Annotated in this window: 31 protein-coding genes and 1 other annotated feature; of the genes, 19 read left to right on the top strand and 12 right to left on the bottom strand. The window is 43.1% G+C overall.

Annotation, left to right across the window (positions count from 1 at the left end; all coding sequences use genetic code 11):
• From MK127_04390 to MK127_04365, 6 genes are all read left to right on the top strand, one after another.
• Positions 1 to 241: hypothetical protein (locus tag MK127_04390; GenBank protein ID MCH2532035.1), on the top strand; the 241-nt coding region annotated here is incomplete at its 5' end.
• Positions 242 to 448: 207 nt separating this feature from the next.
• Positions 449 to 2,503: a hydantoinase/oxoprolinase family protein gene (locus MK127_04385; GenBank protein MCH2532034.1), complete on the top strand. Its 2,055-nt coding sequence runs from the start codon at positions 449 to 451 to the stop codon at positions 2,501 to 2,503.
• A gap of 10 nt (positions 2,504 to 2,513) precedes the next feature.
• Positions 2,514 to 4,196 carry a hydantoinase B/oxoprolinase family protein gene (locus MK127_04380; GenBank protein MCH2532033.1) on the top strand — a complete coding sequence of 561 codons (1,683 nt, stop codon included), beginning with the start codon at positions 2,514 to 2,516 and terminating at the stop codon, positions 4,194 to 4,196.
• A 51-nt stretch (positions 4,197 to 4,247) separates the two neighbouring features.
• Positions 4,248 to 5,960: an amidohydrolase family protein gene (locus MK127_04375; protein ID MCH2532032.1), complete on the top strand. Its 1,713-nt coding sequence runs from the start codon at positions 4,248 to 4,250 to the stop codon at positions 5,958 to 5,960.
• The gene (locus tag MK127_04370; protein MCH2532031.1) at positions 5,923 to 6,876 is read left to right on the top strand and encodes an EamA family transporter; all 954 of its coding nucleotides are present in this window, start codon (positions 5,923 to 5,925) and stop codon (positions 6,874 to 6,876) included. Before MK127_04375 ends, MK127_04370 begins: the two co-directional genes overlap by 38 nt.
• A gap of 116 nt (positions 6,877 to 6,992) precedes the next feature.
• Entirely contained in the window at positions 6,993 to 8,135 is a 1,143-nt protein-coding gene (locus MK127_04365; GenBank protein MCH2532030.1) for an MFS transporter, read from the top strand.
• A 4-nt stretch (positions 8,136 to 8,139) separates the two neighbouring features.
• On the opposite strand, the gene MK127_04360 is transcribed toward MK127_04365, so the two are convergent.
• Both MK127_04360 and MK127_04355 read right to left on the bottom strand, forming a co-directional pair.
• The gene (locus tag MK127_04360; GenBank protein ID MCH2532029.1) at positions 8,140 to 8,328 is read right to left on the bottom strand and encodes a hypothetical protein; all 189 of its coding nucleotides are present in this window, start codon (positions 8,326 to 8,328) and stop codon (positions 8,140 to 8,142) included.
• 1 nt (position 8,329) lies between these two features.
• Positions 8,330 to 9,625, bottom strand: coding sequence for an MFS transporter (locus MK127_04355; protein ID MCH2532028.1), 1,296 nt, complete (start codon positions 9,623 to 9,625; stop codon positions 8,330 to 8,332).
• Positions 9,626 to 9,699: 74 nt separating this feature from the next.
• Between MK127_04355 and MK127_04350 the strand changes: the two genes are divergently transcribed.
• From MK127_04350 to MK127_04305, 10 genes are read left to right on the top strand one after another with little or no spacing between them, the layout of a single operon-like run.
• Positions 9,700 to 10,758 (top strand): AsnC family transcriptional regulator, encoded by a 1,059-nt coding sequence (locus MK127_04350; protein MCH2532027.1) that lies wholly within the window; start codon positions 9,700 to 9,702, stop codon positions 10,756 to 10,758.
• Positions 10,759 to 10,789: 31 nt separating this feature from the next.
• The gene (locus MK127_04345; GenBank protein MCH2532026.1) at positions 10,790 to 11,434 is read left to right on the top strand and encodes a bifunctional precorrin-2 dehydrogenase/sirohydrochlorin ferrochelatase; all 645 of its coding nucleotides are present in this window, start codon (positions 10,790 to 10,792) and stop codon (positions 11,432 to 11,434) included.
• Positions 11,435 to 12,682, top strand: a complete 1,248-nt coding sequence (gene hemA, locus MK127_04340; protein ID MCH2532025.1) for a glutamyl-tRNA reductase — start codon at positions 11,435 to 11,437, stop codon at positions 12,680 to 12,682. It begins immediately after the preceding gene.
• 9 nt (positions 12,683 to 12,691) lie between these two features.
• Positions 12,692 to 13,609: a hydroxymethylbilane synthase gene (gene hemC / locus MK127_04335; protein ID MCH2532024.1), complete on the top strand. Its 918-nt coding sequence runs from the start codon at positions 12,692 to 12,694 to the stop codon at positions 13,607 to 13,609.
• Positions 13,606 to 15,132 carry a uroporphyrinogen-III C-methyltransferase gene (gene cobA / locus MK127_04330; protein MCH2532023.1) on the top strand — a complete coding sequence of 509 codons (1,527 nt, stop codon included), beginning with the start codon at positions 13,606 to 13,608 and terminating at the stop codon, positions 15,130 to 15,132. Before hemC ends, cobA begins: the two co-directional genes overlap by 4 nt.
• Positions 15,113 to 16,135: a porphobilinogen synthase gene (gene hemB / locus MK127_04325; GenBank protein ID MCH2532022.1), complete on the top strand. Its 1,023-nt coding sequence runs from the start codon at positions 15,113 to 15,115 to the stop codon at positions 16,133 to 16,135. Before cobA ends, hemB begins: the two co-directional genes overlap by 20 nt.
• Positions 16,136 to 16,139: 4 nt before the next feature.
• Entirely contained in the window at positions 16,140 to 16,592 is a 453-nt protein-coding gene (locus MK127_04320; protein MCH2532021.1) for a hypothetical protein, read from the top strand.
• 2 nt (positions 16,593 to 16,594) lie between these two features.
• Complete coding sequence (gene hemL, locus MK127_04315) at positions 16,595 to 17,887, top strand: glutamate-1-semialdehyde 2,1-aminomutase (GenBank protein MCH2532020.1); 1,293 nt, start codon at positions 16,595 to 16,597, stop codon at positions 17,885 to 17,887.
• A gap of 14 nt (positions 17,888 to 17,901) precedes the next feature.
• Positions 17,902 to 18,279 carry a cupredoxin domain-containing protein gene (locus MK127_04310; protein MCH2532019.1) on the top strand — a complete coding sequence of 126 codons (378 nt, stop codon included), beginning with the start codon at positions 17,902 to 17,904 and terminating at the stop codon, positions 18,277 to 18,279.
• A 33-nt stretch (positions 18,280 to 18,312) separates the two neighbouring features.
• Positions 18,313 to 18,843: a urate hydroxylase PuuD gene (locus MK127_04305; protein ID MCH2532018.1), complete on the top strand. Its 531-nt coding sequence runs from the start codon at positions 18,313 to 18,315 to the stop codon at positions 18,841 to 18,843.
• Positions 18,844 to 19,015: 172 nt separating this feature from the next.
• Here the strand turns inward: MK127_04305 and MK127_04300 are convergent, their stop codons facing one another.
• A complete protein-coding gene (locus MK127_04300; GenBank protein ID MCH2532017.1) occupies positions 19,016 to 20,179 on the bottom strand; it encodes a M20 family metallopeptidase in 1,164 nt (387 codons plus the stop codon).
• Between the two features lie 101 nt (positions 20,180 to 20,280).
• Here MK127_04300 and MK127_04295 point away from each other — a divergent pair, with 101 nt between their 5' ends.
• From MK127_04295 to MK127_04285, 3 genes are all read left to right on the top strand, one after another.
• Positions 20,281 to 21,408: a cupin domain-containing protein gene (locus tag MK127_04295; GenBank protein ID MCH2532016.1), complete on the top strand. Its 1,128-nt coding sequence runs from the start codon at positions 20,281 to 20,283 to the stop codon at positions 21,406 to 21,408.
• A gap of 47 nt (positions 21,409 to 21,455) precedes the next feature.
• Complete coding sequence (locus tag MK127_04290) at positions 21,456 to 21,827, top strand: DUF427 domain-containing protein (protein ID MCH2532015.1); 372 nt, start codon at positions 21,456 to 21,458, stop codon at positions 21,825 to 21,827.
• A 97-nt stretch (positions 21,828 to 21,924) separates the two neighbouring features.
• Positions 21,925 to 22,515, top strand: coding sequence for a nitroreductase family protein (locus MK127_04285; GenBank protein MCH2532014.1), 591 nt, complete (start codon positions 21,925 to 21,927; stop codon positions 22,513 to 22,515).
• 48 nt (positions 22,516 to 22,563) lie between these two features.
• Here the strand turns inward: MK127_04285 and MK127_04280 are convergent, their stop codons facing one another.
• From MK127_04280 to MK127_04240, 9 genes are all read right to left on the bottom strand, one after another.
• Positions 22,564 to 23,091, bottom strand: coding sequence for a DinB family protein (locus MK127_04280; protein ID MCH2532013.1), 528 nt, complete (start codon positions 23,089 to 23,091; stop codon positions 22,564 to 22,566).
• A 70-nt stretch (positions 23,092 to 23,161) separates the two neighbouring features.
• On the bottom strand, positions 23,162 to 23,551 hold the full coding sequence (gene rplL / locus MK127_04275) for a 50S ribosomal protein L7/L12 (protein MCH2532012.1): 390 nt from the start codon (positions 23,549 to 23,551) through the stop codon (positions 23,162 to 23,164).
• A 24-nt stretch (positions 23,552 to 23,575) separates the two neighbouring features.
• Complete coding sequence (gene rplJ / locus MK127_04270) at positions 23,576 to 24,103, bottom strand: 50S ribosomal protein L10 (protein MCH2532011.1); 528 nt, start codon at positions 24,101 to 24,103, stop codon at positions 23,576 to 23,578.
• Positions 24,104 to 24,235: a sequence feature (ribosomal protein L10 leader region), on the bottom strand.
• The gene (gene rplA, locus MK127_04265; GenBank protein MCH2532010.1) at positions 24,232 to 24,945 is read right to left on the bottom strand and encodes a 50S ribosomal protein L1; all 714 of its coding nucleotides are present in this window, start codon (positions 24,943 to 24,945) and stop codon (positions 24,232 to 24,234) included. (Overlaps the previous feature by 4 nt.)
• Complete coding sequence (gene rplK, locus MK127_04260; protein ID MCH2532009.1) at positions 24,946 to 25,374, bottom strand: 50S ribosomal protein L11; 429 nt, start codon at positions 25,372 to 25,374, stop codon at positions 24,946 to 24,948.
• Positions 25,374 to 25,943: a transcription termination/antitermination protein NusG gene (gene nusG, locus MK127_04255; GenBank protein ID MCH2532008.1), complete on the bottom strand. Its 570-nt coding sequence runs from the start codon at positions 25,941 to 25,943 to the stop codon at positions 25,374 to 25,376. Before nusG ends, rplK begins: the two co-directional genes overlap by 1 nt.
• A gap of 53 nt (positions 25,944 to 25,996) precedes the next feature.
• Entirely contained in the window at positions 25,997 to 26,239 is a 243-nt protein-coding gene (gene secE, locus MK127_04250) for a preprotein translocase subunit SecE (protein ID MCH2532007.1), read from the bottom strand.
• Complete coding sequence (rpmG, locus tag MK127_04245) at positions 26,240 to 26,410, bottom strand: 50S ribosomal protein L33 (protein ID MCH2532006.1); 171 nt, start codon at positions 26,408 to 26,410, stop codon at positions 26,240 to 26,242.
• Positions 26,411 to 26,418: 8 nt separating this feature from the next.
• Positions 26,419 to 26,843: EF-Tu/IF-2/RF-3 family GTPase (locus tag MK127_04240; protein ID MCH2532005.1), on the bottom strand; the 425-nt coding region annotated here is incomplete at its 5' end.

Here is a 26,843-nt window from a genome sequence, read left to right as displayed (position 1 = left end):
AGGAGCATCGGAAGGCAAATCATCCGGTGGCGGTGGAGCGTCGCCAGGAGCGTCGCCAGGAGCATCGGAAGGCAAGTCATCCGGTGGCGGTGGTGGCGAGGCATCACCAGAAGTAGGAGATACCCCTAAATTCGCTTCCGGAGCAGGATTTTCCGTCGATCCACAAGCAAGTGCAACGACAGCAGAGCTTATTAGTACAAGTACTAAAACAAGCGAGCGAACATTAATCTCCATACTGTAATCATCCTCTATGATACTTAGAGGCAAAATTCCAAATTTTTACCACCCTGCTACCAGTATCTTAATACTGTAATACAATTCGATATTGAAACTTGTTTAGCCTAATACCATAGTATCAATTTCTAAGTACTATTGGCGACAAAAATTTAATTGACACGATCGCAGCACGCTTATATAAACGAGGCTCAACAAAAAATATTGGAGAACCATGAAAGCTATTGCCGTAGATACTGGTGGAACGTTTACAGATATGGTCGTATTAGACCAGGACTCTGGTGAACTAACCGTCTTAAAATTACCCTCAACTCCCGCTGATCCAGGCCAAGCAATCATTGATGGCATCGCAGAAATATTTACCGGAGGTCTTTCGCCCTCCGATGTACTTTCTTTATCGCATGGAACTACCGTTGGTACCAATGCCCTTCTAACTGGAAAAGGCGCGCACGTGGGTTTGTTTGTAACTGAAGGTTTTGGAGGCATCAATGATGTATGGCACCTTGCACCAAGCGAGGACACTAGTAAAGTCACAAGCCCATATGTTGAAAAAAAGCCTCCGGTACTTCCTCGCTTTAGACGTGAAGCAAAAGAGAGGGTTAACTACAAAGGTGAAATTACTAAATCTCTTGATGAAAGTGCCGTAATTGAAGCAGTTAAATCCCTCGGTAAAAGGGGGATCAAATCAATTGCAGTAGTTTTACTTTTCTCTTTCCTAAACGATAAGCATGAAAAACGGATAGAAGAAATTATTAAGCAAGAGCTGCCGGAAGCAACAGTTTCACTATCATCCAGTGTATTACCACAAATGCGTGAATTCCCTCGACTAAGCACAACCGTTGCGAACGCATATATTGCTCCAATGATGGTCACTTATTTGGAAGCGTTAGAGCGGAGAATAAGAGAACACAAGGTTACTAGCGACGCTCTTTATGTAATGCAAAGTAATGGGGGAGTCGCAAGAATTGCTAGCGTTACTCCTGTAACAACAGTTTTATCAGGACCATGTGCAGGAGCAATGGCAGCAATGCAAATTGCGTCCACCGCAGGTTATTCAAATGCAGTTTCCTTAGATATGGGAGGTACCAGCACCGATATTGCACTAGGGCAAGAGGGTCGTGTACTTGAGACAACTACAGGGAGAATTGGAGATTGGGAACTAGCAGTTCCCATGCTCATGATCAACACTATTGGAGCAGGCGGTGGAACTATAGCAACCGTAGAATCTGGGGGAGGATTGAGAGTCGGTCCAGAAAGTGCTGGCGCTGATCCCGGTCCAGTATCTTACGGACGTGGAGGTAAGCAACCTACCGTAACAGACGCTAATTTAGTATTAGGCTTCCTCAACTCTGAGTCCAAGCTTGCAGGACGCGTTGCATTGGATAAAACAAGTGCTGAAAAAGCTATTACCGAAATGGCTCATAATCTTGGTCTAGGTACCTTAGAAACGGCCGAAGGAATTATTCGCATCGTCAATGCAAAAATGGAAGAAGGCATTCGCGCTGTTTCTACCGAGCAAGGATATGACCTAAGAGATTTTACTTTAGTTGCATTTGGAGGAGCAGGACCAGTTCCATCCGGCCGACTTGCAGCAGATCTGAGAATGTCCAAAGTTATTGTTCCTCCTGCACCAGGAGTAACTTCAGCTTTAGGACTACTTATGGCAGACCCCAGAAGAGATTACGTGCGCTCACGTTTGCGACTTGTATCTGAATTAAAAGCCGATGAGTTATCACGTGTGTTGAGAGAACTCCGTTCTCAAGCTGAAAACGAATTCCTGAATGAAGGTTATTCCCTTGACCAACTAAAATTAGAATTTGGAATAGACATTCGTTACTTAGGCCAAGGGTACGAACTTACAATTCCACTTGGTGGCTCAGACGAATTAAATCAAGACGATATTGCGGCCGCGCGCAGTAGATTTGATAGTACTCATGAACAAATGTTTGGGCATGCTGCAGCCGACGAAGATGCAGAAGCTGTAAACTACAGATTACGTGCTTCCGCTATAGTCTCGAAAGCATCGCTTAAATCGAGAGAATCGGCAAAAACCTCGTCCGATGTTGCAAAACTAGGAAATAGACAAGTGTGTTTTGACAGTAAAGAGGGCCTTGTTGAATGCCCAATTTACAATCGTGAACTATTAGAACCAGGGCATAACTTCAACGGCCCTGCAATCGTTGAGCAATTAGACTCAACAACCGTTGTTTACCCAGGGCAAAAAGCCAAAGTTGACGACTATTTAAACATTGTGATTGATATAGCGTGAGGAGCAAAATATGGCAAGCGTTGACCCAATAACCTATGAAGTCTTAAGGGCTCGCCTTGACGGCATTGTCAGAGAAATGGAGAAAGCGGTGTTTCGTACGGGCTTCTCCACTATCGTTCGTGAATCGCATGATTTCAGCTGTGGAGTTCTCGATAAACAGGGCAGGCTGGTTGGCCAATCAAATCATCCAACGCATATGGCTGCATACCCTGAATCAGTCAAAGGACTCTTACAATTTTATACGCTGGATGAAATGGCTGAAGGTGATGCTTTTCTTGCTAATCACCCTTATTACAGTGGATGCCCCCACGCAAATGACATGGTTATCATGACGCCTATTTTCCATGATTCACAGGTGATCGCTTTTGCAGCAAGTATGGGACATACTCCAGACATTGGAGGTGTAGCAGCTGGTAGTCGTAATGCAACATCACGTGATTTATTCGGCGAAGGTCTTCAAATCATGCCGGTACGCTACATGCGAAACTACGAATTAGTACAGGACACTGCATCTTTTGTAAAAGCCAATAGCAGGGTTCCGGAGATGATGATTGGCGACCTAAGCGCTAAAGCCGGAGTATGTTTTTCTATAGGTGAGGAAAGAGTCAAAGACGCCATAAATACTTACGGTGCAGACACTCTTCTACAAATGTTTGAAGACTTAGGTACAAGAACTGAACAGCAGGCAAGAGATCTTATTGCTCAATGGACAGACGGTGTCCACGAATCTGAGACGTGGGTTGATGACCCATCAAATCCAGGAAACCCCATACGTTTACATGTCTCCGCAATTAAAGAGGGTGATCGACTGATCATGGATTTCACTCAAACTGGAAACCAAGCTTCGGCACCTATCAATGTAAGAGAGCCTTTTATCAGGGGATTGGTATACCACGCTGCAATAGCAATGACTGATCCGTACCTGCCGATAAATCATGGACTCGGCAATGCAATCGAATGCCGGTTCAGAAAAGGCAGCATACTGGATCCAGAATTTCCTGGTCCTGTAGGCTTTTATTCTAAAACTGTTTCCATTGCAGAAAGCGTTATTATGTCAGCTATGGCTAAAGCAGCCGGTCAACCAGCATTAGCTCATGGCTCTACTCAAAGCTCAATTGTCATTGGCTATCAAGGAGATAATGATCGCCAATATGTGCAATATGAGCTTATGTATGCTGGGGCACGTGCATGGGATGGTGGCGACGGGTTCACTGGTGTAGGTGCACGCGCAAGTGGAGGCAGATTCACCAGTCTTGAGATCATTGAATCAGAATTTCCAGTAGATGTAACACGATTCGAAACACTGCCCGATACTGGAGGAGATGGGAAATCTCGTGGAGGACCGGGCTACATTCGTGAATACAAAGTTCGATCCAATAGCAGACTATCCGGTGGTGCAGCAAAACGCGAAGCTTCTGGAGTTGACGGAGGCGATGCAGGCGCGAATGCTTATGTAGTAGTGCATCCCGATACCAATAACCAAGAAAAATACCCTGGGATCGCTTCAAACATAGGACTAAAACCTGGGGATGTTTTTAGTATTGAAACTGGCGGTGGAGGCGGTGTATTAGATCCTCAAGATCGGGATAGAGAGCTTGTAAAAGGCGATTTGCAAGACGGTATTATTACCGCAGAGAAAGCTAGATCCGTATATAAACTATCTGAAGAAGAAATTGCGGGTGCCCTTTCATAAATTCGTTAGCTAAACGTAGTACTATAGCCAAACTGGCAACGGGAGGATGCGATGAAATTTGATCTTCTAATAAAAAATGGAACCATTGTAGATGGTACTGGCAAAGCAGCTTATATAGCCGATATTGGCATCATAGGCGGCTTGATTGCTGATATTGGAAACTTAGATTCTTCCGCCGATAGAGTTATTGATGCAACAAATCACACTGTTGCTCCAGGTTTCATTGATCATCACACACATTATGATGGCCAAGTAACTTTTGATCCTTTATGTACATTTTCTTGCTTCAACGGAGTAACTACAGTCGTAAGTGGGAATTGCTCCTTGACGTTAGCGCCTGTTCGACCTGGTGACGAAACTGCACTTGCAGGGATGCTAGCGAAGGTAGAGGCTATACCCTACGACGTACTTATCAATGGTGTTCCTTGGGGATGGTCTACTTTTGGAGAATACCTTGAATCGTTGGACAATAAATTAGGAATTAACTACGGTGTAATGGTTGGGCATTCAGCCATACGTCGATGGGTAATGGGAGAAGAGTCCCATGATCGCACAGCCACAGGAGAAGAAATAGAAGCCATTCAAGATGCTATTAGAGAAAGCATTGAAGCAGGCGCACTTGGCATATCATTTGACCGCAACCCTAGGCACGTAGGCCTTGATGGTCGACCCCTCCCAAGCAACGTTGCTAGTCTAGATGAACTCTATAGCGTGGCAAGTACTTTAAAAGAGTTAGATACCGGTGTAATTCAGGTTGGGGATCCTTTAGGCCAGGAATTAAGTGATGAAATTTGTACAAAAATTTCCGAATCTAGCGGAAGACCTGTTACATATCTATCAATCGTGCAAAGTGTCCTTGAACCACAACAATGGAAAAAACATTTGTCACACCTAGAGGATGTAAATTCGCGTGGTAACGTAAAAGTCTACCCTCAAATCAACCCTCGCCCGGGGCTCCGATTTTTCCAGATGAATAGTGCCGAGTTTTTCAATCTCATGCCTACGTGGAAATCCATCATGAATAGTACTGATGAAGAAAAAATTTCTGCGTTTTCAGAAAGAAAAACACGCATACAGTTAGCCAAAGAAATTGAAGAAAACAACAACAAAACTGCTTTAGGCTTTTCTGGTCGTTGGGATCACGTAGTTATCGTTAAAACTGCGTTACAATCTAATGCAATACTTACCGGCAAAACCATTCAAGAACTAGCACTGGAACAATCTAAAGATCCTTTAGATGTTTTTCTTGACCTCAGCATTGAAGAGCAGCTCAAAACCTGGTTTGCTCGTAACCAGCAAAACAATGATGACGATGCAATGTCTGAAATTCTCAATCACCCTCACACATTAATTGGCTTGTCAGACTCTGGAGCGCATGTTGTCAGAGAAGGCGGATACGGATACGGAGTTTATTTTCTTAGTCATTGGGTACGTACTAAAAAAATAATGTCAATCGAAGAAGGAGTTCGCCAATTAACCTCTATTCCTGCAGATATATTTGGGGTAGTTGGTAGAGGTAGAATAGAAATAGGTAGTAAGGCCGATATAATCGTATTTGATTATGAAGCGCTAAGCCTCAATGAATCTGAAGAGTCTTACGATCTCCCCGGTAACGCTATGCGATTGAAACAAACAGCACGAGGAATTCCTTACACCATTGTTAACGGTGAAGTACTCATTGAAAATGGAGAACATACAGGTGCTCTACCAGGGCATGTTGTAAGAAATGACGCTTGTCTTACTTACGACAAGGCCTTCAGCTAGTTTGGATTGGATTACGATAGCCTTAATAGGCTCAGCAGTCTCAGGAATAGTAAATATTTTTGATAAGACTGTTATTTATAAATACGCCAATACACCAAGAACATTACCTCTAATGATTGGTATAGCACAGACAACTGTTGGTGTAGTAATTCTAGGCGCGGTACAAGTTCCTGCGACTGCAACTATCACGCTTATATTTTGGGCGCTATTCTCTGGGTTCCTTTGGGGCGTGAGTGCCCAGTTTTTGATGTATGTCCTTTACACAGAAGAAGTATCGAGAACAGTCCCCGTATTTCAAAGCTTCCCAATATTTACAGCTATTTTTGCATTCTTTTTCTTAGGAGAAAATCTTGGGATTTACGAATGGCTAGCGATCTTGGCCGTAGTTATGGGCGCGACCATAATTTCAGTAAAGGTTGATTTTAAAAATCGCAAAGCTTTTTTAAATAAATCTTTAGCAATACTGATGATAGGGAGTGCAATCCAAGGCAGTGCCCACATTTTTGGTAAAATAGCAGTCGATGAACTCCCCGTACTGTTTACTCATGCACTACGTTCACTTGGTTTAGGATCAGTGTTTTTATTTTTCAATCTACGAAGGGATCCTTGGAATGATTTGAGAGGATTGGTTGCGCGGCGTAGTCCCGCATTATTGGTAAGCGGAACCAATGAATTTATCATTGCTACAGTAAGCCTACTCCTATCTCTATGGGCTCTCTCTCTTGGACCAGCAGCATTAGTCACTGCGCTAACAAGTACTCGTTCATTTTTCTTAGTTATTTATAGCTTAATAATTGGCTTAATATGGAAAGGCGCGCTAGGTGAAATAACGACAGCTTCATCAATTGCGACAAAGCTATTTGCCACAAGCATAATCGTAGTAGGCATTGCCATTATCACTTTAGGGAATACATAAATTTGCGGTATTTACGATATTTCAATTTTTTCTCTTTGTACCGAGGATGGCAGATCGTTGGAGTCTCATTTCTTTCTTTGTTTATTCATGGGGCCGCAACAAGTTATCTATTTGGAGTGCTAGTAGTTCCAATGGAAGACGATCTCGGATGGTCCCGCACAGAGCTTGTGTTAGCACTAACCATTGCCACATTTGTAACAGCTGGGTTTGGAATGCTTGTAGGGGGTTTATTCGATAAGCATGGCGCTCGGGTAGGAATGACGTTAAGTGCTTTGCTGGGTGGGCTTAGCCTTATAGGTCTAGCATTCATTGGGGCACAATGGCAATACTATCTCCTTCTAGGAATTGGAGTAGGTATAGCCCGAACAGGTCTTGAGAATATCGGTCCTCGAACGGCAATCGCAAATTGGTTTATACGTAGGAGAGCTGCCGCCTTCGCTTGGTTTAGCGGCGGCAGGGCTGTTTTTGGTTTCGCAATGGTCCCTATTTTTGCGCTGCTGGTTGAGCAAACATCTTGGCGGGCGGGGTGGGCAACATTAGGTGTCCTTGAAATCGTATTACTTGCCCCATTAGCATGGATTATCGTACGTAGGAAACCTGAGGATTTCGGCCTCTTACCTGATAATGCGCAGATTATACCCACCAAAAATTCCTTCAGTTCTGGTGCTTCAGATACCGAGATTAGTTGGACACGAAAAGAAGCCATTCGGACAAAATCGCTGTGGCTTGTCGTTATCGCTTTTGTGCTAACCGGGTTTCCCGCAACAGGAATTATCGCAAATATGGTTCCATATTTTACTGATGAAGGGCTTTCATATAGTACAGCTACTACTGCATTTGCCTTCTATGGATTTGGAGCAATCTTTGGGCGCCCTTTTTGGGGGTTTATAGCAGGCAAATTCGGTGTACATATTGGAATGACGTTCTATGGCCTAGCATATGGATTCGCAATATCTTTTTTTACACTGGCAAGTAGCCCAATTGCTCTATTTGCTGCGACTTGGCCTCTTGGATTAGTCATTGGAGGTTCTCAGCAATTGCAGGCTCAGGCTTGGCCAGACTACTTCGGCAGAAAACATGTAGGGTCTATAAATGGATTCACTATACTTCTAATCACACCCGCTATGGCAGCTGGCCCTTTAATACCCGCAGCCGTTCATGATTCAATCGGTAATTACATTCCAGTTTTCACGGCTTATGCAATTACAAGTTTTATTGCAGCTGCATTTTTCTTCCTTGCAAAGCCGCCCAAAAAATAAAATTTCAACGACTCTTATACTTTGCGAGAAGTATTACAGCAACAGGAAATATAATGATTACACAGCCAACTAAGCCCATTACCAACCATCGGTTATAACCTAAAACCAGATCGACGGTTTCAACTAGCCATTGTAGAAGTTCTGTGTCAGTTGGCTCGGAATGGTGCGCATAAACTGGGTTAAAAAATTTCACGCTACGCTCCCGAATAAACAGGATTATACCTAGCAGAATATTGTCGCTCATTAAGAGTAAAAGAAATTATGGCTGCTGCAATTAACAGGGCAAACGAGCTAAGCCATGTCAAATCGTACGTCCCAAGAATATCGTAATTCAGCCCAGCTGCAGCTACAGCAACCGCCCCCGCAATCATGTGAACCATGCTAAGCATGCCAGTAATGGTTCCAGCATTACGGATCCCATATACTTCAGCTGCCAAGGCACTAGTCTGCGGAACCGAGGCTAGCCAAGAGCTACCCGCAATCACTGAAAAAATCCAGATCCCATACGAACTAGGGAAAATCAATAATGCCAAAAAACCTATTCCACGAAAAGCATATATTACGGCTAATGCATTTTTCCTCTTAACTTTATCTGAAATAAAGCCGAGAACTAAAACACCTACCAAGTTCATAAAACTTAGCAACCCAAATGCCAAAGCAGCGGATGTTTCATTTATACCTTCGGTCTTAGCATACTGCACGAAATGAACAGAGATTATTGCCGTAGTCACCCCACATACGATGTAAGAAAGAGTAAGTTGCCACATAGGTGCCGAACGATATGAATCAGGCCATTTTGATACGGCCAATGGGCCTTCTCTCATTAATCGCTGATTATCTTTGCTATCGCTGAAATCAGACTGGCCATCCGGAAAGACTCCCATTTCCTTAGGTTCATTTCGCACAATTAGTAATACCAATGGCATCGCTAATAATAAAATCACTGCAGCAAGAGCAAAAAGCGACCATCGCCAATTTGTCATAGCCATCAAGAAAGCTGAGAAAGGAACTATAAGCATCGCGCCCGCTGAACCCCCCGACGTGAGAAAACTCAACGCCATGCCTCTTTTTTTAACAAACCAACGTGAGATTAAGGGTGTGACTGGTGTAAATTGCGCACCAGCAACTGCGAACGAACCAAATATCCCGTAAAAAAAAGCTAAAACCCAAATACCCGTAGCCAAGGCCATTCCTACAGTGCTAATGCCCAAAACTACGACACTCCATACCATTACCACTCTAGCGCCATACTGATCGGACATACGACCAACAATTGGCTGTGCTATTCCGTTAACTACCCAGCCTCCAGCGGAGACAAATGAAATAGTTGATACTGAAACTTCAAATTCATCAATCCAAGAAGGTATAAACAGTCCGTAACTTTGACGGAAGCCTGCTGATACAAAGACCATGAAGAAAATAGCCGCGACTATATACCAACCATAAAATAGTCCTTTTTTGCTTGATTTACTGTCTGAATTTTTGCTCACCCCTGCATCATAGACAAAAATACGTTTGACCTAAAGCCAATTGCCTATTATCTTTAAAGGAACGAGGGTGCAATTTGACTGTTACAACCCAGCCAGACCTATTAGATCGCGAAATTCTAAATCTAGTTCAATCGGATTTCCCATTGGACCCCGCTCCTTACAAGCGAATCGCAGAGGCAGTTGACTCAACTGAAAGCGAAGTTATGAGAAGAATCGAGCGGCTGAAGAAAGAAAACGTTATAAGGCAAGTTAGTGCCATTTTTGACACGAGGCGACTCGGGTACAAAACCACACTCGTTGCTTTTAAGTATCCTGACGATATTCTTGATAAGGCAGCACAACGCATTAACAAGCACCCTGGAGTTAGCCATAATTACGCCCGCAATGGGCATTTTAATCTTTGGTTTACCATTGCGGTTCCACCCCATGAAGATATTGATTCCGTAGTTAATGAAATGGCTGAAGAAACAGGCGCAATTGCAGCGCGAATTATGCCTACTATTCGATTCTTCAAGATCGGTGTTAACTTTGACATGATCAAGCAGGAGGGCGCAGCCTACGAATATTTCTCACCTGATGGCTACGGCCGAACAGGCTCAGCGGTCGAAAAGAAACCTGAATTAAATGAAAACTGGAATCGCGCTGAAGATCTTTCAGAGAGAGATATAGAATTCATTAGAGAGCTGCAGGAAGACCTGCCAGTGACCCCTTACCCATTTGATGATATGGCTCAAAAGCTTGGTATTAGTGTGGCAGAATTATTCGAATGGGCAAAAATTGCAGTCGAAAGGCAAATTATGCGCCGCTACAGTGCTGTACTGTATCACCGGAAAGCAGGATTCCATGCAAATGCGATGGCAGTCTGGCATGTCCCAGAAGAAAAAGCTGTTGAAGTAGGTCTAAAAATGGCTGAAAGCCCATGGGTTTCTCATTGCTACCAACGACCTACTTTCCCTGATTGGAAATACACTCATTTCACTATGATCCATGCAACCAATCAGCAGACTTGTGAAGACGTCGCTACGGAAATAGCTAATTACACAGGGATAGACGATTACCTACTTCTGTACAGCAGTCGAGAATACAAAAAAACTCGTGTTCGATATTTCGTTGAGGAAGAGTACGCTGGATAATTACAACCAATACTACCCCGCTTTTCTTGATTTGAACGGTCGCTTCGTAGTGGTCATTGGAGGGGGCATAATTGCGGAACGAAAAATCGAACAATTATTAGCTGCAAATGCAAAAATTGCCTTGATTAGCCCAGACTCAACTTCATCTGTCGCAAAGCTGGCGAGAAAAAAGACAATCCAATGGCATAAGCGAACCTATCAGGCTGGGGATTTAGACGGTGCCTGGCTGGCAATTGCAGCTACCGATGATTCAGAAATTAACGAGTCTATCGCTCAAGAAGCAGAACAAAGGAAAATTTTTCTAAACGTAGTAGATAAATCCGAATTATGTGGTTTCATTGCTCCTTCCATAATTGAAAAAGGACCAGTAACTATCGCTATATCTACTGCAGGGAAAAGTCCTGCTCTAGCCCGGAAGCTTCGAGAGCTTATTGATGGGACTCAAAACCCAGAACACTTTAACCATGAAGGGTTTTGTAGGTGTATTGAATGGGCAGATGCAATTGAAGTACTTGCTGAAGTAAGAAGTGAATTGAAATCTGAAGGTATAACTGCGTTACCAGAAAAATGGCAGTCTGCAATGGATACCCACTTGCTTGAAAATGTCCAATCTGGGCAAATCAAATACGCTAAAGCATATTTGAAAGATGCTTTAAGTGCGGGTGAAAGCAACTAAATGCGTATTCTTCTTACAGGCCTTAGCCATAAAACCGCCCCTATCAATGTACGCGAGAAGGTCAGTTTAACGAATGATGCCCTGCCCCGGGCATTAAATGCTTTCTCAAATTACACATCCCAAGGTGTAATAGTTGCAACTTGTAACCGAACGGAAATTTATAGTGTCGCAACTAATGCTGAGCATGGTATAAAAGCACATCGTAATTTTTTGCAGCACTTTTTTGAGGTCGAAATTGATAATTTCCAGCAAAATCTTTATGTCCTTGAACAAGAAAAAGCCGTAACCCACCTATTTAGAGTTGCATCGAGTTTAGACTCACAAATAATAGGCGAGTCTGAGATACTTGGCCAAGTTAGGGATTCTTTTAGTGCCGCTGCGAAGCAGGGCATTGCTGGAGGAACAATTGCACACCTGTTCCATAGTGCAATCCGAACAGGGAAAAGAGCAAGGACCGAGACATCAATAAGTCGCAATGCATTATCTGTAAGTAGGGCTTGTGTGCAGCTTAGCAAGCAGTACATTGGGCAATTAGAACAGGTGAGAGCATTGATAATCGGAGTCGGAGAGGCATCACGTCTAGCTGCTCAAGCTCTGCGAGACTCAGGCTCAAAGCAAATCACAATAGCTAATAGAACAATTACAAATGCACACGATCTTGCTAATGACGTTAACGCTGAAATAGCATCTCTTGATGACCTAAGCTCTTTATTAATTCAATCCGATATCGTCGTAACAGCTACGGGAGCTCCTGAGCACATTATTTCTAAGAGCGAATTAGCGGAAATAATGGATAATCGAAAACAAAGACCACTTTTAATTATGGATATTGCTGCACCACGAGATGTGGAGCACGGAGCGAATGATATTCCAGGTGTCCAAATCTTCACTTTAGATGACTTAGAGTCAATAGCAACAAATAACCGAATCGAACGTGAAGCAGAAGCCTCAAAAGTAGAATCAATTATTGCTGAAGAAGTGGAGTCGTTCAGGAATTGGTGGAAATCAAGATTAGTTACACCAACAATTTCTGCTATTCACGATTTTGCTGAAAACATTCGAGCCGAAGAAATATCAAAAACTTTACAACAAATATCACTATCTTCTTCCGAAGATGCAGAGAAAATTGATAAAATGACAAAGGCGATTATCAAAAAATTATTGCACGCTCCCACTGCATCATTGCGATCAAAAAACGATGCTTCTTTTACACAATACGCTCGGGAACTCTTCGGGCTTCGAGAGTGAATGCGCCTTATGGAAAGCTCAATACGAATAGGTACTAGAGGCAGCAAGCTTGCCTTGATTCAAACTGAAGCTGTACTTGCCCGATTAAGACCAATAAATCCCAATGCAAATTTTAAAATTCTTCAAATACTTTCAGGTGGCGATGAGTTCCCCGAAGAAAAAATAGAATCTATAGGCATCGGTGCCTTTACTTCTAAGCTAGAGCAAGCATTGGTCGAGCAGCGCATCGATATTGCAGTACATAGCCTAAAAGACCTACCGACCATACAAAGGGAAGAGGTAATTACAATTCCCGTGCTTGAACGAGAAGATCCTAGGGATGTATTAGTAAATCGGTGGGGAAAAACTCTTTTAGATTTACCCGAAGGCGCAAGGATTGGCACAAGTAGCACTCGACGTGCTGCGCAACTGCTACATGGGGCAAAGCATCTTAAGTTCTTGGATATACGAGGTAATGTAGAGACACGCATCCAAAAATCATCAGGAGATAATTACGATGGTGTAATAATTGCGGCTGCAGGTGTAAAACGATTAGGTATGGAACGTTATATTTCAGAGTACCTATCACCTCAAATATGTACTCCGTCACCCGGTCAAGCTGCAATAGCTGTCGAAGTACGAAAAAATGATGTCGAACTAATTGGTATGGTTGATCAAATTGTTGATATACCAACCAGCGTAGCGGTAAAAGCAGAAAGAGCGTTGCTTCAACAAGCCGGAGGGGGGTGCAATATCCCTCTTGGCGCTCATGCCAGCATGAAGGATAATTCACTTCAATTATTCGCAACCTTAACTGAGCCAGATGGTTCAATGAGCTACCGAGTAGAAGTTACAGGAGAACCAAACGAACCTGAGCTTTTAGCAAAGGCAGCGTATCAGGCGTTGATTGAACAAGGCGCCGCCCAATTACTGGAGAGTTTATATTGAAAATAGGCACCGTTTACTTGGTAGGATCAGGCCCTGGTGATCCTGGCTTAATAACAATGAAGGGGTATAAATTACTGCAAAATGCAGATGTTGTGGTTCATGATCGATTAGCACCTAGCGAGCTTCTCGATGTAGCAAAAAAGGCAGAATTCGTATACATGGGAAAAGAACCCGATACCCCAGGGGCATTCCAAGAACTGATAAATGAACAATTAGTCAAAGCTGCGTTACAAGGAAAAAATGTTGTCCGCCTCAAAGGTGGAGATCCTTTCGTATTTGGAAGAGGTGGTGAAGAAGCCATAGCATTAAAAAATGCAGGGGTTCCATTTGAAATAATCCCAGGAATCACCTCTGCTATTGCTGTACCAGCTTACTCTGGTATTCCCGTTACGCATCGTAGGGTGTCTACAGCGTTCACTGTAGTAACTGGCTCAGAGGATCCTTCAAAACCAACGTCAAGCTTGGACTGGAAGGCATTATCTAAAACACCTGGTACTCTGGTCATACTCATGGGATGGAAAAGTTTGCCATCAATAATTGATGCACTTATAAAAGAAGGTAAGTCGCCAAAGACCCCTATTTCAGTGACTCAATGGGGGACGATATCCGAACAAAAAACAGTAGATGGAACTTTTTCCGATATCGTAAGCAAAGGAATTGCTGCAAATATCAGCTCTCCTGTAGTTTCAATAATCGGGGACGTAGTTGAATTAAGAGGCGATATAAGATGGTTTGATCAAGGCCCTCTATTTGGGAAAAAAATACTAGTCACGCGCACTAGGACGCAAGCGAGCAGGCTGAGTGATTTGATTCGCTCGGAAGGTGGGAACCCAGTAGAGCTCCCCACTATAGAAATTCAACCTTTAGAAAATTATAAGCTTATTGATGCCGCCATTAACTCTCTCAGTAACTATAGCTGGGTAGTTTTCACTAGCGCTAACGGCGTTGATGCAGTTTTTAATAGAATGAAATTTCTGGAGCTTGATTCCAGGGTTTTTTCCCAAAATAAGGTAGGTGCTATAGGACCAGCCACTGCAGAGGAAATCGAAAAATATGGTATACGCCCTGACTTAATACCTGATGTCTACACAACAGAAGCTATGTCAGAAGCATTCAAACCTTACTCTATTGGAGGAGTAAATTTCTTATTATTCCGTGCAGACATAGCCTCCGAAACGCTTCCATTAGGGCTGAGAAAATTAGGAGCAAATGTAACAGAACTTGATGCCTACAACACGAAAACTCCTGAAAATAGCTCAGGAAGTGCCCAAGAAATTTTGTCATCAGGCACTATAGACGCAATTACCTTTACTAGCTCTTCTACTGTGAAAAATTTAGTCGAGCTACTAAATGGTGATATCTCAGGAATAAATGCTTCAAAAGTGGTTTCTATTGGACCAGTTACTAGTCAAACTGCTGTATCCTTAGGTGTAACTGTAGATATTGAAGCAAAAGAGCATACGATATCAGGGCTACATTCTGCTTTGTTAGAACTTATGGGCTATGAGTCAAATTCAAAATAACAAATTTCCTCAAAATACTCAGTCTCAATTCCCTATAAAAAGGCTCCGCCGGCTAAGGCGAACACCATCATTAAGGGAATTATTAAAGGAAACTAGGCTTAGCCCAAACGATTTTATCTATCCTCTTTTTGTCACCTCTGGCGTTAATCGTAAAATCCCAATAGAACCAATGCCTCGACAAAATCAATTATCGATTGATTTATTGCTAGAAGAAGTCGAAGAGGCCACCCGCTTAGGTATACGTTCGATATTGTTGTTTGGTATACCCCCAACAAAAGATGATTCTGGGTCAGAAGCATACAGTGATGAGGGCATTATTCAGACTGCTGTAAAAAAGCTAAAGGAAAAATTTACTGACCTTATTGTTATTACGGATGTCTGTTTGTGTGAATACACTAATCATGGCCACTGCGGAGTCCTTCAAAGTAATGGAACTATCGATAACGACCAAACTCTTAACTTATTAGGAGAAATTGCTCTTTCACACGCTCGTGCAGGCGCCGACATAATTGCTCCGTCGGCTATGATGGATGGGCAAATACAAGCAATTAGAAAAACCTTAGATTCCCAGAAATTTGAAAATATTCCTCTTATGGCATATTCAGCAAAAATGAATTCTGCTTTTTATGGACCGTTTAGGATAGCTGCAGAATCTGCTCCTAAAAATGGAGACCGAAAAACATACCAAATGGACGGCGCAAATCTTAATGAAGCAATAAGAGAATTGACACAAGATGCGATTGAGGGTGCTGATATCTTAATGGTCAAACCCGCACTAGCTTATCTTGACATAATTTCAGAGGCAAAAAGTCGGTTTGATCACCCAATTGCAGCGTATAATGTGTCTGGCGAATATTCCATGCTCATGGCTGCAGTTGCTAACGGATGGCTTGATGAGCAAGAAGCAATGATTGAAATGCTCACAAGTATAAAAAGAGCAGGAGCTGACCTGATCATTACCTATTTCGCCAAATCTGCTGCCGAGGCCCTTACATCAAACTGAGTCTATGCCAACTCTTCATGAATATATCAGCTTAAAATTAATTGAAAGCGGAGTTTCTGTATTTAAGCCACTAAATACAAGCTCCGACATAGATTTTGCCATACGTACTGGCGATGGTACGTATACTGAAGTAATTATCCGAGAACCCATATCCCAAAAAGATTCGTCCTCTTTTCAGATGGATAGATTTAGGCCAAGAGCACATTTATTCATACTTTGTGTGACTTCTAATTACGAATGTTGGCTAATACCGTCAATTGTATTTGAAAGATTCGCATCAGGTGCACCAGTCGAAGCGTCATGGGTACTTAATCTTGGTACACCAAATGACATTGAGTCTCTTGGAGAAAGATTATCTGTATATAGGGATCGCTGGTCATTATTGTCAAATTACACAAAATATAAATCCACTTTAAGCGACCCAGTTGCGCTTAAAGTAAGGATCGCAATGGGATGAGTATGAATCAAACACGTTCGCAAGAATTATTTAATCGCTCCCAAAAATTGATGCCAGGAGGAGTGAATAGCCCTGTAAGGTCATTTAATGGTGTGGGAGGAGTACCCCCTTTCATCGCAAAAGGACTTGGATCAAAAGTTTGGGATGTTGACGGGAACGAATATTTAGATTTCCTTGGTTCTTGGGGACCCCTAATCCTTGGACATGCAAATCCAGTGATTGTAGATGCGATTAGATCAGCTGCTCTTGAAGGGACTAGCTTTGGAGCACCTACTGAGAAAGAACTTTTGCTAGCCGAATTAATTTCAACCGCTATTCCGTCTATAGAAATGCTGCGGCTAGTGAGCTCTGGAACTGAAGCCACTATGAGCGCAATTCGCATAGCTCGTGCATATACCAATCGAAACAAACTAATTAAATTTAATGGTAATTACCACGGCCATTCAGATGGCCTTCTAGTAAAAGCAGGATCGGGAGCAGCTACGCATGGCGTACCTACAAGTGCAGGTGTTCCAGCTAGTTACGCATCTGAAACACTAGTAGCAGAGTTCAACGATCTAAACTCTGTTGTGGAATTGATCGATGAAAATATTAATCAAATTGCAGCAATAATTGTCGAGCCTATCGCAGGAAACATGGGAGTGGTAAAGCCACGTAATGGGTTCCTCCAAGGGCTTCGGAAGCTATGTGACCAAAATGGTATATTGCTGATTTTTGATGAAGTAATTACTGGTTTTCGGGTCAGTTATGGAGGAGCACAAAATCTTTATGGAGTAAGTCCAGATCTGACTTGTCTAGGCAAAATAATTGGTGGGGGTTTACCCGTAGGAGCTTATGGTGGAAAGCGTGAAATCATGAAAATGGTCTCCCCTCTTGGTCCAAGTTATCAAGCCGGAACGCTTTCAGGGAATCCTCTTGCAGTTTCTGCGGGCATAGCTTGCCTTAGTAAATTAAGTGAACCAAAAACATATGAAGCGCTTGAAGCTTTAGGGGCGAGGGCTGAAGAAGGGTTATATAAAGCAGCGGCTCTAGCCAATCTGCCAATTCAAATCAATCGGGTAGGATCTATGTTTACTGTATTTTTTGCGAATGAAAAAGTATGTTCATGGGCCGGTGCTGCAGCCTCCGATACTTCCGCCTACTCCAAATATTTCCATCATCTTTTAGACAGCGGTATTTATGTTGCACCGTCACAATTTGAATGCGGGTTTGTATCACTAGCACATACACAAAATGAGATAGATACGATGGCCGGTATAGCAAAAATCGCATTCTCAGAATTAACAGCCAATTAGGAGATTTGTTAAGTATGCGTACATTTTCAATGTCGTTGGTAACGAGCGTTGCTTTATTCATGATAATTGGCTGTAGCGCGACCGAAACTCTACCTACTCCAACCGTAACAAAAGTCACTGATGGAGAAGTTAATATCATCATGAATAATTATAATTTTGTACCTGAACGTCTTGCTTTTTCAACCAATGAAAAAGTTAAATTCGTGATGAACTCCACTGATTCCGTCCATTCATTTACGATCAGGGAGCTAGGAATAAATTGGATAGTTTCAAGAAATGATGAACCTACCATTGAAGAATACACATTTACTAAGCCCGGGACTTACCAATTGATTTGTATTATTAGTGGACACGCATCAGAAGGTATGGTCGGAGAAGTAATTGTAGAGTAGAATCGCCACGAATAAGTGTAAGGAGTGTGTGTCGTGGAATTAACTGGAACAGCAATATACCTTGACCTCATGCGGGTTGGACACATTTTTAGCGGAATTTTATGGATCGGAATACTGTATTTCTATAACTTTATACAGGCCGTTGCATTACCGCGTATGGAAGCGTCAGCGCGACCGCAGTATCAAACAACAATACTCCCGTTTTCGTTAAACATATTCAGGTGGGCATCGTTAGCCACATTGGCCTTCGGAATTGCTTTGATCCTTGGGTTCGCTTATGAGCAAGGTAGCGCTTATTGGGACTCATATCAATTCCGTAACATCGCTATTGGTGGAGTGCTCGGAATAATTATGGCGTTTAATGTATGGTTCATTATTTGGCCTAACCAGCAGAAAATAATTGCTGCTGTCAAAGACACTATGGATAATGGTACTGCGGCACCTGCCGACCAGCCAAAATGGGCACGCACAGCACTGCTCGCTTCACGTACTAATACTATGCTTTCATTCCCGATGCTCTTCTTCATGGTGGCCGCTCGTCACCTACAAGGTCTTTGGGCGTAAGAAGAAATAACCATAGGAGAAAATTCAATTATGAAAAACCCATTAGACTCAATAAGAGGAACGATTGTCGCAGGCATCTTGATTACCGTAGTCTTAGTAGTAGCGATACGTTTAGTCGCTTAGTTGAAACAATATAAATAAAGGCAGCACCTCGAATTTTCAGGTGCTGCCTTTATTTATGTAGCAATCTATCTTTTATTTGGGGCTGTGACGCCATATCAATCATGGTCCATGCCATGGCAACTGCACCGTCGTAAAGTGCTTGAAGTGCAGAATCTGTTGCGCATGCAGCAGTAAACTCGGGCTGATGATTGACCGCAGGCAAGCAGTCAATTCCAATGGCGGGATGAATAGTGGGAAGCATCAAAGAAACGTTACCCATGTCAGTAGAAACTGGTGTTGCGGGGCTGTCTAAATTTGATTCAGGAAATTTTCGACCTAAAACCTCTGCATTAAGCTGGTAAAGATTGGCAATTTCTAAATCGTGCTCTAAATGCGCAAATGGCTTATCTCCTCCAATTATCTTTAGCTTAGAACCCGTTGCCAATGCACCTGCCTCAAAGCAACGCAAAACTTTTTGATAAACCTCGTCTAATTCATCCAAAGTGCGAGCCCTCACTGCATAGTCAGCGGACGCATGAGCAGGAATGATATTAAAGGCATCGCCTCCATTTGTAATCATTCCATGAACTCTGTCCGTAGTACGAATTTGTTGGCGTAACAACCCTATAGATGTTTGTGCAATTGTCATTGCATCAGCCGCATTTATTCCTTTTTCGGGAAACCCAGCAGCATGAGCAGATTTACCTTCGTAGTGAACTTCCATGAATGCAGCAGCCACTATAGGCCAAGTAGCCACGTCCCAAGGCGCCGGATGAGTCATCATAGCTGCATGTGCGTCATCAAAGGCTCCATTTTCAAGCAAGTGAATCTTGCCTCCAGATCTCAAAACTTCCTCTGCTGGCGTACCCAATACCGTGACTTTTAGTCCGATATCATCTGCAATTTCAGCAGCTCCTATTCCCGCACCTGCTGCTGTGGCAGCAATCACATTATGTCCACACGCGTGCCCTATCCCAGGGAGGGCATCATATTCTGCGCATACAATAATATGTAACGGGCCTGAACCTTTCGTGGCTTTAAAAGCAGTGGGTAAATCGCAGATCCCATGTTCCACAACAAAACCTGCTTGATCCAGCTGATCTTCAAGCCAATTAGAAGCTTTTTCCTCCTCGTACCCAATTTCAGGGTTCGAGTGAATCCTCAAACTCAGATCCTCTAGCTTCTTCCGATTACGATCAATTGCGTCCATCGCAGCCTTTTTTATATTATCCATCGCATGCCCTCTTTGAAGAATCTACACAACAGGTTAGCATTCATACATTATCTGTCGAGTTATGGATTTAAGCATAATCAATGAAGCAGATTGGAGGTAATATGGTTTCTATCTCAGAACGTTATGAACCATGGACACTGACTCCTTATGAAAAATGGGTATCCGATGAAGGGCTGGCAGTACATACCCAGCAATTAGTTCCTGATATTAATACTATTGAAGTTGCTAATTGGGAGCGGACAGGTACAAAGGCAGCGTTATTAGATTTGACTGGAGAACCATTAGATGGAGCTTTAGTTAATAATCAAGGAACAATACGCTTTGTCTGCGATATACCTCCAGGTGGGTCGTTTAAATTAGAAAGACATATGTATGAGGAGATTTTTTTTGTTGTCAAAGGTCGTGGCGCAACTGCTGTATGGTATGAAGGCACGCCTAAGCATACTTTTGAATGGCAAACTGGCAGTGTTTTTTCGATCCCATTAAATTCATGGCATGAAATTTATAATGCGAGCGGTGATGAAACTGCAAGGCTTTATGGGGCGACTAACGCGCCTACCGCATTCAATCTATATGGCAGCCCTGAATTTATTTTTGATTGCCCAATGACATTTCCAGATCGATTCGATCCAAATGATGAACTCTATTTCAGTGGAAAATCTACGAAATTAGAAGATCGATTTATGGAAACGAATTTCATTCCTAATGTGTATAACGTCAATCTTGATCGATGGACTGCACGGGGCCCAGGAGCAAATATGATGATAAATATGGCAAACGGCCATTTCATTTGCCATTTATCAGAATTCCCCGCTGGTACCTATAAAAAAGCGCATACAAGTGAAGCGAATCGCAAAAAAGCAGGTTTAGTTTCAGATGTAGCCTACCTTTTTCTAAGCGGAGATGGTTATGACTTGCAGTGGCCTGAAGGTGTTTATCCTTCACCAGGAACGGAGTGGGAACAATTGAGTTACAAAGCAGGTACTCTTATGTCTCCTGGGCCAGGGTACCATCAGCATTTCAACTGTAGTGCTGAACCCATTCGGTATCTAGTTTTGAGATACGGAAACCCCAGGTTTGCGGGCTACGTTGGAACAAGATATAAAGAAACAGGTGGTCCCCAAATCCAATTTAAAGAAGAAGATCCTGCGATACGGCTGCATTTTGAAAAAGAGCTCGCTAGCAGAGGAGCGGTCTCACATATGGAAAATTATGGTGACGAACCATAAACCCCACCTCAAAAAATTATATCCACTATCTGCCAAGTAAACAGTAAATGATTAAATTAGAATCAGATTCAAGTAAGCCCAAAGTATCTATTGAATACCCTGATACTACTATTACGATTGAATTCGCTGGGGTTGTAGTAGCTTCCACTAGCCGTGCGATAAAAGTGACAGCTACAGGTATGCATTCGGAATATTACATCCCTTCTCAGGACATAAAAATGCAATTCCTTTACCCAATGCATTATTCCATTTGGAGCAAAGATAATGGGAAGGTTACATTCTGGACACTGCGGATTAGAGGTCGAGAAGCAGAAGCTGCCGCATGGTCGTATTTTAATCCATCTCCAGCCTGCCGAGTGATAAAAGACTACATCTCGTTCGAGCCAATCAGTGTAGACAAATATAGCCTCAGCGCTTAAGCATTAATTACTGTAGACTGGGAGCCCTTAATTAGGTGGGCTAAGACTGTGATCTAAGCCTCTCACTAAATTACTGATCCATTTAATAGGAATTTAAATGCCTGATTTGTTTGAAACCATTTACGCTCAAAGAGCAATACGAAAATTTAAACCTACAAAAATACCAAAGTCTTTAATCGAGAGTATTATTGATTCTGCCATCCGAGCTCCTTCTGGTAGCAACAAACAACCTTGGTCTTTCGTTGTAGTAACCGAGCAAGATAAAAAAGATAAAATCGCAAATTGGTATCATGATGGATGGATTGCAGTTTACGAATCCGATCCTTCAAGGCCCCGCAATGCCGTGTATAGATCTGCCCAATACTTGGCTAACCATCTGGCTGAGGTCCCAGCTCTTATCTTTCCATGCATCAGTGAAGCCAATGGGCGAACTCCTAGTTTTTCTAGCGGGGCATCGATTTACCCCGCAGTTCAAAATTTAATGCTAGCAGCCACTGCATTGGGTCTTGGATCCGTTATCACGACGTTCCATCGTCGCCATGAAAACGAGGTTAAAAAACTTCTAGGTATACCAAATGAATACACAACCTCATGCATGGTGCCGGTAGGATGGCCTGCCGATGGGGAGCATTTTGGGGGATCTAAACGTCGACCAGTAAGTGAAATTCTGCATTATGAAACTTGGTAGCGGAATTGGTATCGACGAGATTCGGGCACTGCGTAAAAGAGAGAACTATTAGGCGTCGAGCCATCCTCTTCCAAGCAAGGCACCTCTAGCATAAGAAACCTGCCCACCATGATGAATAGATTCCACCATTATTCCGGGAAGGCGTTCTCTCAAAGGAACCAGATCCGTACCTCTGACGGGAGGTACCATTCGATCTAGTTCAGATTCATTCAATGAATTGAGGAACTTGTCTGTGTTCTGGCGTACAGCCTTGTAATAATCAATAAGAATTTGAGCACTGGGTGCAGAAAACGCGTCCACTTGTTCATTAGAGTCTCCGTTACCACGATAGCCAGGATCCGGAGCCATATTGAAGTGCTTATACCATTCGCCCTTAACCCACTCAGTCTCTTCAGATGAAAGCGTCGATACGGCATAATCTTGGACCCGGGATAGATGCCACATGAGCCAGCCAATCGGATTAGATTCCGGAGCAGGCCTCAGCATTAATTGGTCTCTCGACAAACCTTCAACAGCAGGGATCATATATCTCTCATTTCTGTCCAGAGCATCTTTGAGAACTTCGCCTAATGACATACGCCTACTTTCGGTAGAAGAGTGTGGTGACCATTAGAGCCCACCACACTCTTCTAAATTTATATCTTAACTACGCTACGGATGCGGTTGCACCGGCTTCTTCAAGTTTTTTAACAGTGTCCGCAGCATCGTCCTTGCTGATATTCTCTCGAATAGCAGCAGGTGCAGATTCTACTAATTCTTTAGCCTCACGCAATCCCAAGTTGGTAAGTTCTCTTACAACCTTGATAACGTTAATCTTATTTGCGCCAATCTCTTGAAGTGTCACAGTAACTTCGTCAGATTCTTCAGCACCATCGCCTGCGGCGGCAGCATCCCCACCAGCAGCAGGTGCAGCCGCAACAGCTACGGGAGCAGCCGCGCTAACGCCAAATTCCTCTTCCAAAGCCTTAACCAGCTCTGCAAGCTCAAGAACAGATAGTGATTTTATAGACTCTAACAATTCCTCTTTCGTTGCCATATTTCCCCCTATACTTCCTTTAATTTAATTACTAGCACTTAGCTGCTCTGCCCTGCGCTGTAAAACAATAGCTAAGGCTCGAGTAGGTCCGCTTAATACATTCACCAAGCCCGAAATAGGTGCATTCATTTGACCTAAAAGCTTGGCAATCAATTGGTCTTTGCCAGGAAGAGCAGCCAATGCTATTACTTGTGATTCGGATATCAACAAGCCCTCCAAGATACCCTTGCGTATCTTCATTTCCGCACGACTCTCTTTGATGTATTCATCTACAGCCTTGGCTGCCGCAACAGGCTCTCCGTAACCTAAGACAATACCTGAAGCTCCTTCGAGGATTTCTTTAAAAGAATCCAGTCCTGCTTGTTCCGCAGCAATTGAAGCAATTCTATTTTTAACCACTTTGTATTCGACGCCAGCCTCACGTAGATGACGACGTAACGCCGTTATCTCGTTGACTGTTAGTCCTGAAAAATCAGTGGAGATAGCAATAGAAGCACGACTTAACTTATCTACCAGCTCCGATACTGCTTGTACTTTAGCCTCTGTCGGCATAATTCACCTCAAAAAAACCCGCATCCGAAGACGCGGGTTCATAACAATTAAAGTCAGGAAACCTCGGTGGGCCCATATGGCTTAACTCTATTTCTAGAGACCCACTGTCTTCGGTGCTAAGCTATATATTACTCTATTTTCATTGCCATAGTCGAGCCCAAATCTAATTGCACACTTGGACCCATTGTCGTAGTAAGGAATACTGTTTTCACAAACTGGCCTTTTATTGCAGTAGGCTTAAGCTGATTGATAGTATCGACTACTGAAGCCACGTTATCTCTTAATTTATCATTATCAAAACTAGCTTTACCTACAGGGGAATGGATAATTGCAGTACGGTCCATTCGCAGTTCCACTCGGCCTTTCTTTGCCTCTTCAACTGCGCCTGCAATATCGTGCGGTTGGACCACCGTGTTAGTACGAGGATTCGGCATCAATCCTTTCCTGCCAAGCACCCTGCCCAATTTACCAATCTTCCCCATCATGTCTGGAGTCGCAATGGCAACATCGAAATCAAGAAACCCCCCATCTACTTTCTCGATTAAATCATCAGCTCCAACAATTTCAGCACCAGCCTCAGTTGCTGCTCTAGCTGCCTCGCCAGTAACAAACACTGCTACACGTACTGATTTACCCAAACCATGGGGTAGCGTAGCAATACCACGGAGTTGCTGATCCGCGTGTCGCGGGTCAGCACTAGTTCGAATATGAATTTCTACAGTTTCATCAAACTTAGTAGTAGAAGTTTTTTTTATTAATTCAATAGCTTCAGAAACGTCATACGCCTTTTCTTTATCTATATGTTCAGAAGCATTCGTATATCTCTTACTTTGAGCAGCCATTTACTCTCCTTCAACCCCCACTCCCATACTGCGAGCGGTACCTTCGATTATTTTGATAGCTGCATCAACGTCTGCTGCATTCAAATCTTTTTGTTTAGATTCTGCAATTTCACGTAAAGACGCACGTGAAATAACTCCAACTTGTTCGTGCCTTGCACGTTCGGAACCTTTAGGAAGATTGGTTGCTTTTCGAATTAGTTCAGATGCTGGAGGAGTCTTTGTTACAAAAGTAAACGAAGTATCCTCAAACACTGTAATTTCAGCTGGAATTATAGTGCCAGCCTGATTTGCAGTTCGAGCATTATATTCTTTCACGAACTGCATTATGTTTATTCCGTGCTGGCCCAATGCAGGGCCTACCGGAGGAGCAGGAGTAGCCCCGCCCGCAGGCAACTGTAGTTTTAATATTGCTCTAACTCTCTTTGCCACTATGCCCTCTCTACTTGTAAGAAATCTAATTCTACAGGAGTTTCTCGTCCAAAGAAGGAAACCAAAACTCTCAATTTACCTTTATCTTCATCGACTGAATCCACCGCGCCCATAAATTCTGCAAAGGGACCGCTAGTTATTCGTACCATTTGGCCAACAGTTAAACCTACTTTGACTCTTGGTGAAGGTGCTTCCATCCTATTCAGAATTCCGTCGACTTCTTGTTGACCTAATGGTACAGGCTTCGGCCGGCGTTCTTTTTCATCCTCAGAAGAGACAAAACCTGTGACACCAGGCGTGTTGCGCACAACATACCAACTTTGGTCGTCCATCTCCATTTGAACTAATATATAGCCGGGGAAAATCTTCCTCTGGACAGATTTTCGCTGGCCCTCTTTAATCTCTATTTCCTCCTCAGTAGGTACTACAACTTGGAAAATTTTATCTTTGACATCCATAGATTCAATTCGAAGTTCCAAATTGCGCTTCACACGATCTTCTTGTCCAGAATATGTGTGAATAATGTACCAATGAGTATCAGATTCTGTAGTAATTAATTGCTCTGTCATTTTGTTCAACTTTCCAAGCGCTTGCACAATTGCTGCTAGACCCGAGCGGCTAACTACAAGAAAAGACGTTCCACTAGTTCGCTAAATCCTAAGTCCCACGCTGCAAGAATCAAGCCAATCGCAGCAGAAACCCCTATAACTAAAATCGAAAGACGCGTTGCATCCTCCCGTGAAGGCCAAGTTACTTTTGTGAGCTCGCTATATACCTCACCCACAATAGCGAATCTTGAACGCTTCCTAGCTTGCCCTCCGTCCAAAACTGAACGAAGCGGATTTCGTCCTTTAGCTTGAGTCAATTACCTAACCTCCCTATGAAGCTGGTGGGATCTGCAACGAGGGCAGAATTTGTTCAGCTCAAGCCTATTAGGGTCGTTCCTTCGATTTTTTTCACTGTGATAAGTTCGCTCCCTGCACTCCGTGCAAGCTAATTCAATTAATTGGCGAACATCTCCTCTTTTCTTAGCCACATTTTCTCCTAGGAGACGCTGGTAATTACTCCGGCGCCAACAGTCCTTCCACCTTCGCGAATAGCAAATCTTAAACCTGGCTCCATCGCCATTGGGTTTATTAGCTTTATGTGCATTTGCGTGTTGTCTCCAGGCATAACCATCTCTACGCCATTAGGCAAGGCAATTTCACCAGTAACATCACTTGTCCGAATATAAAACTGTGGCTTGTACCCACTGAAGAACGGAGTATGACGTCCACCTTCATCTTTGGCCAATACATACACTTCAGCTTCTGCCTCAGTCACTGGTTTAATTGAACCAGGTTTTGCAAGAACTTGGCCTCGCTCGATATCATCACGTTCTACACCACGGAGAAGAGTTCCTACTGCATCACCAGGTTCAGCCTCATCGAGCAACTTGTGGAACATTTCTACTCCAGTGACAGTTGTTT

This window comes from Dehalococcoidia bacterium (assembly GCA_022449765.1).
Classification (GTDB): domain Bacteria; phylum Chloroflexota; class Dehalococcoidia; order Lucifugimonadales; family Australimonadaceae; genus UBA2963.
The sequence above is the reverse complement of the archived record's forward strand: the minus strand, read 5'-3'. Positions and strand labels throughout refer to the sequence as shown.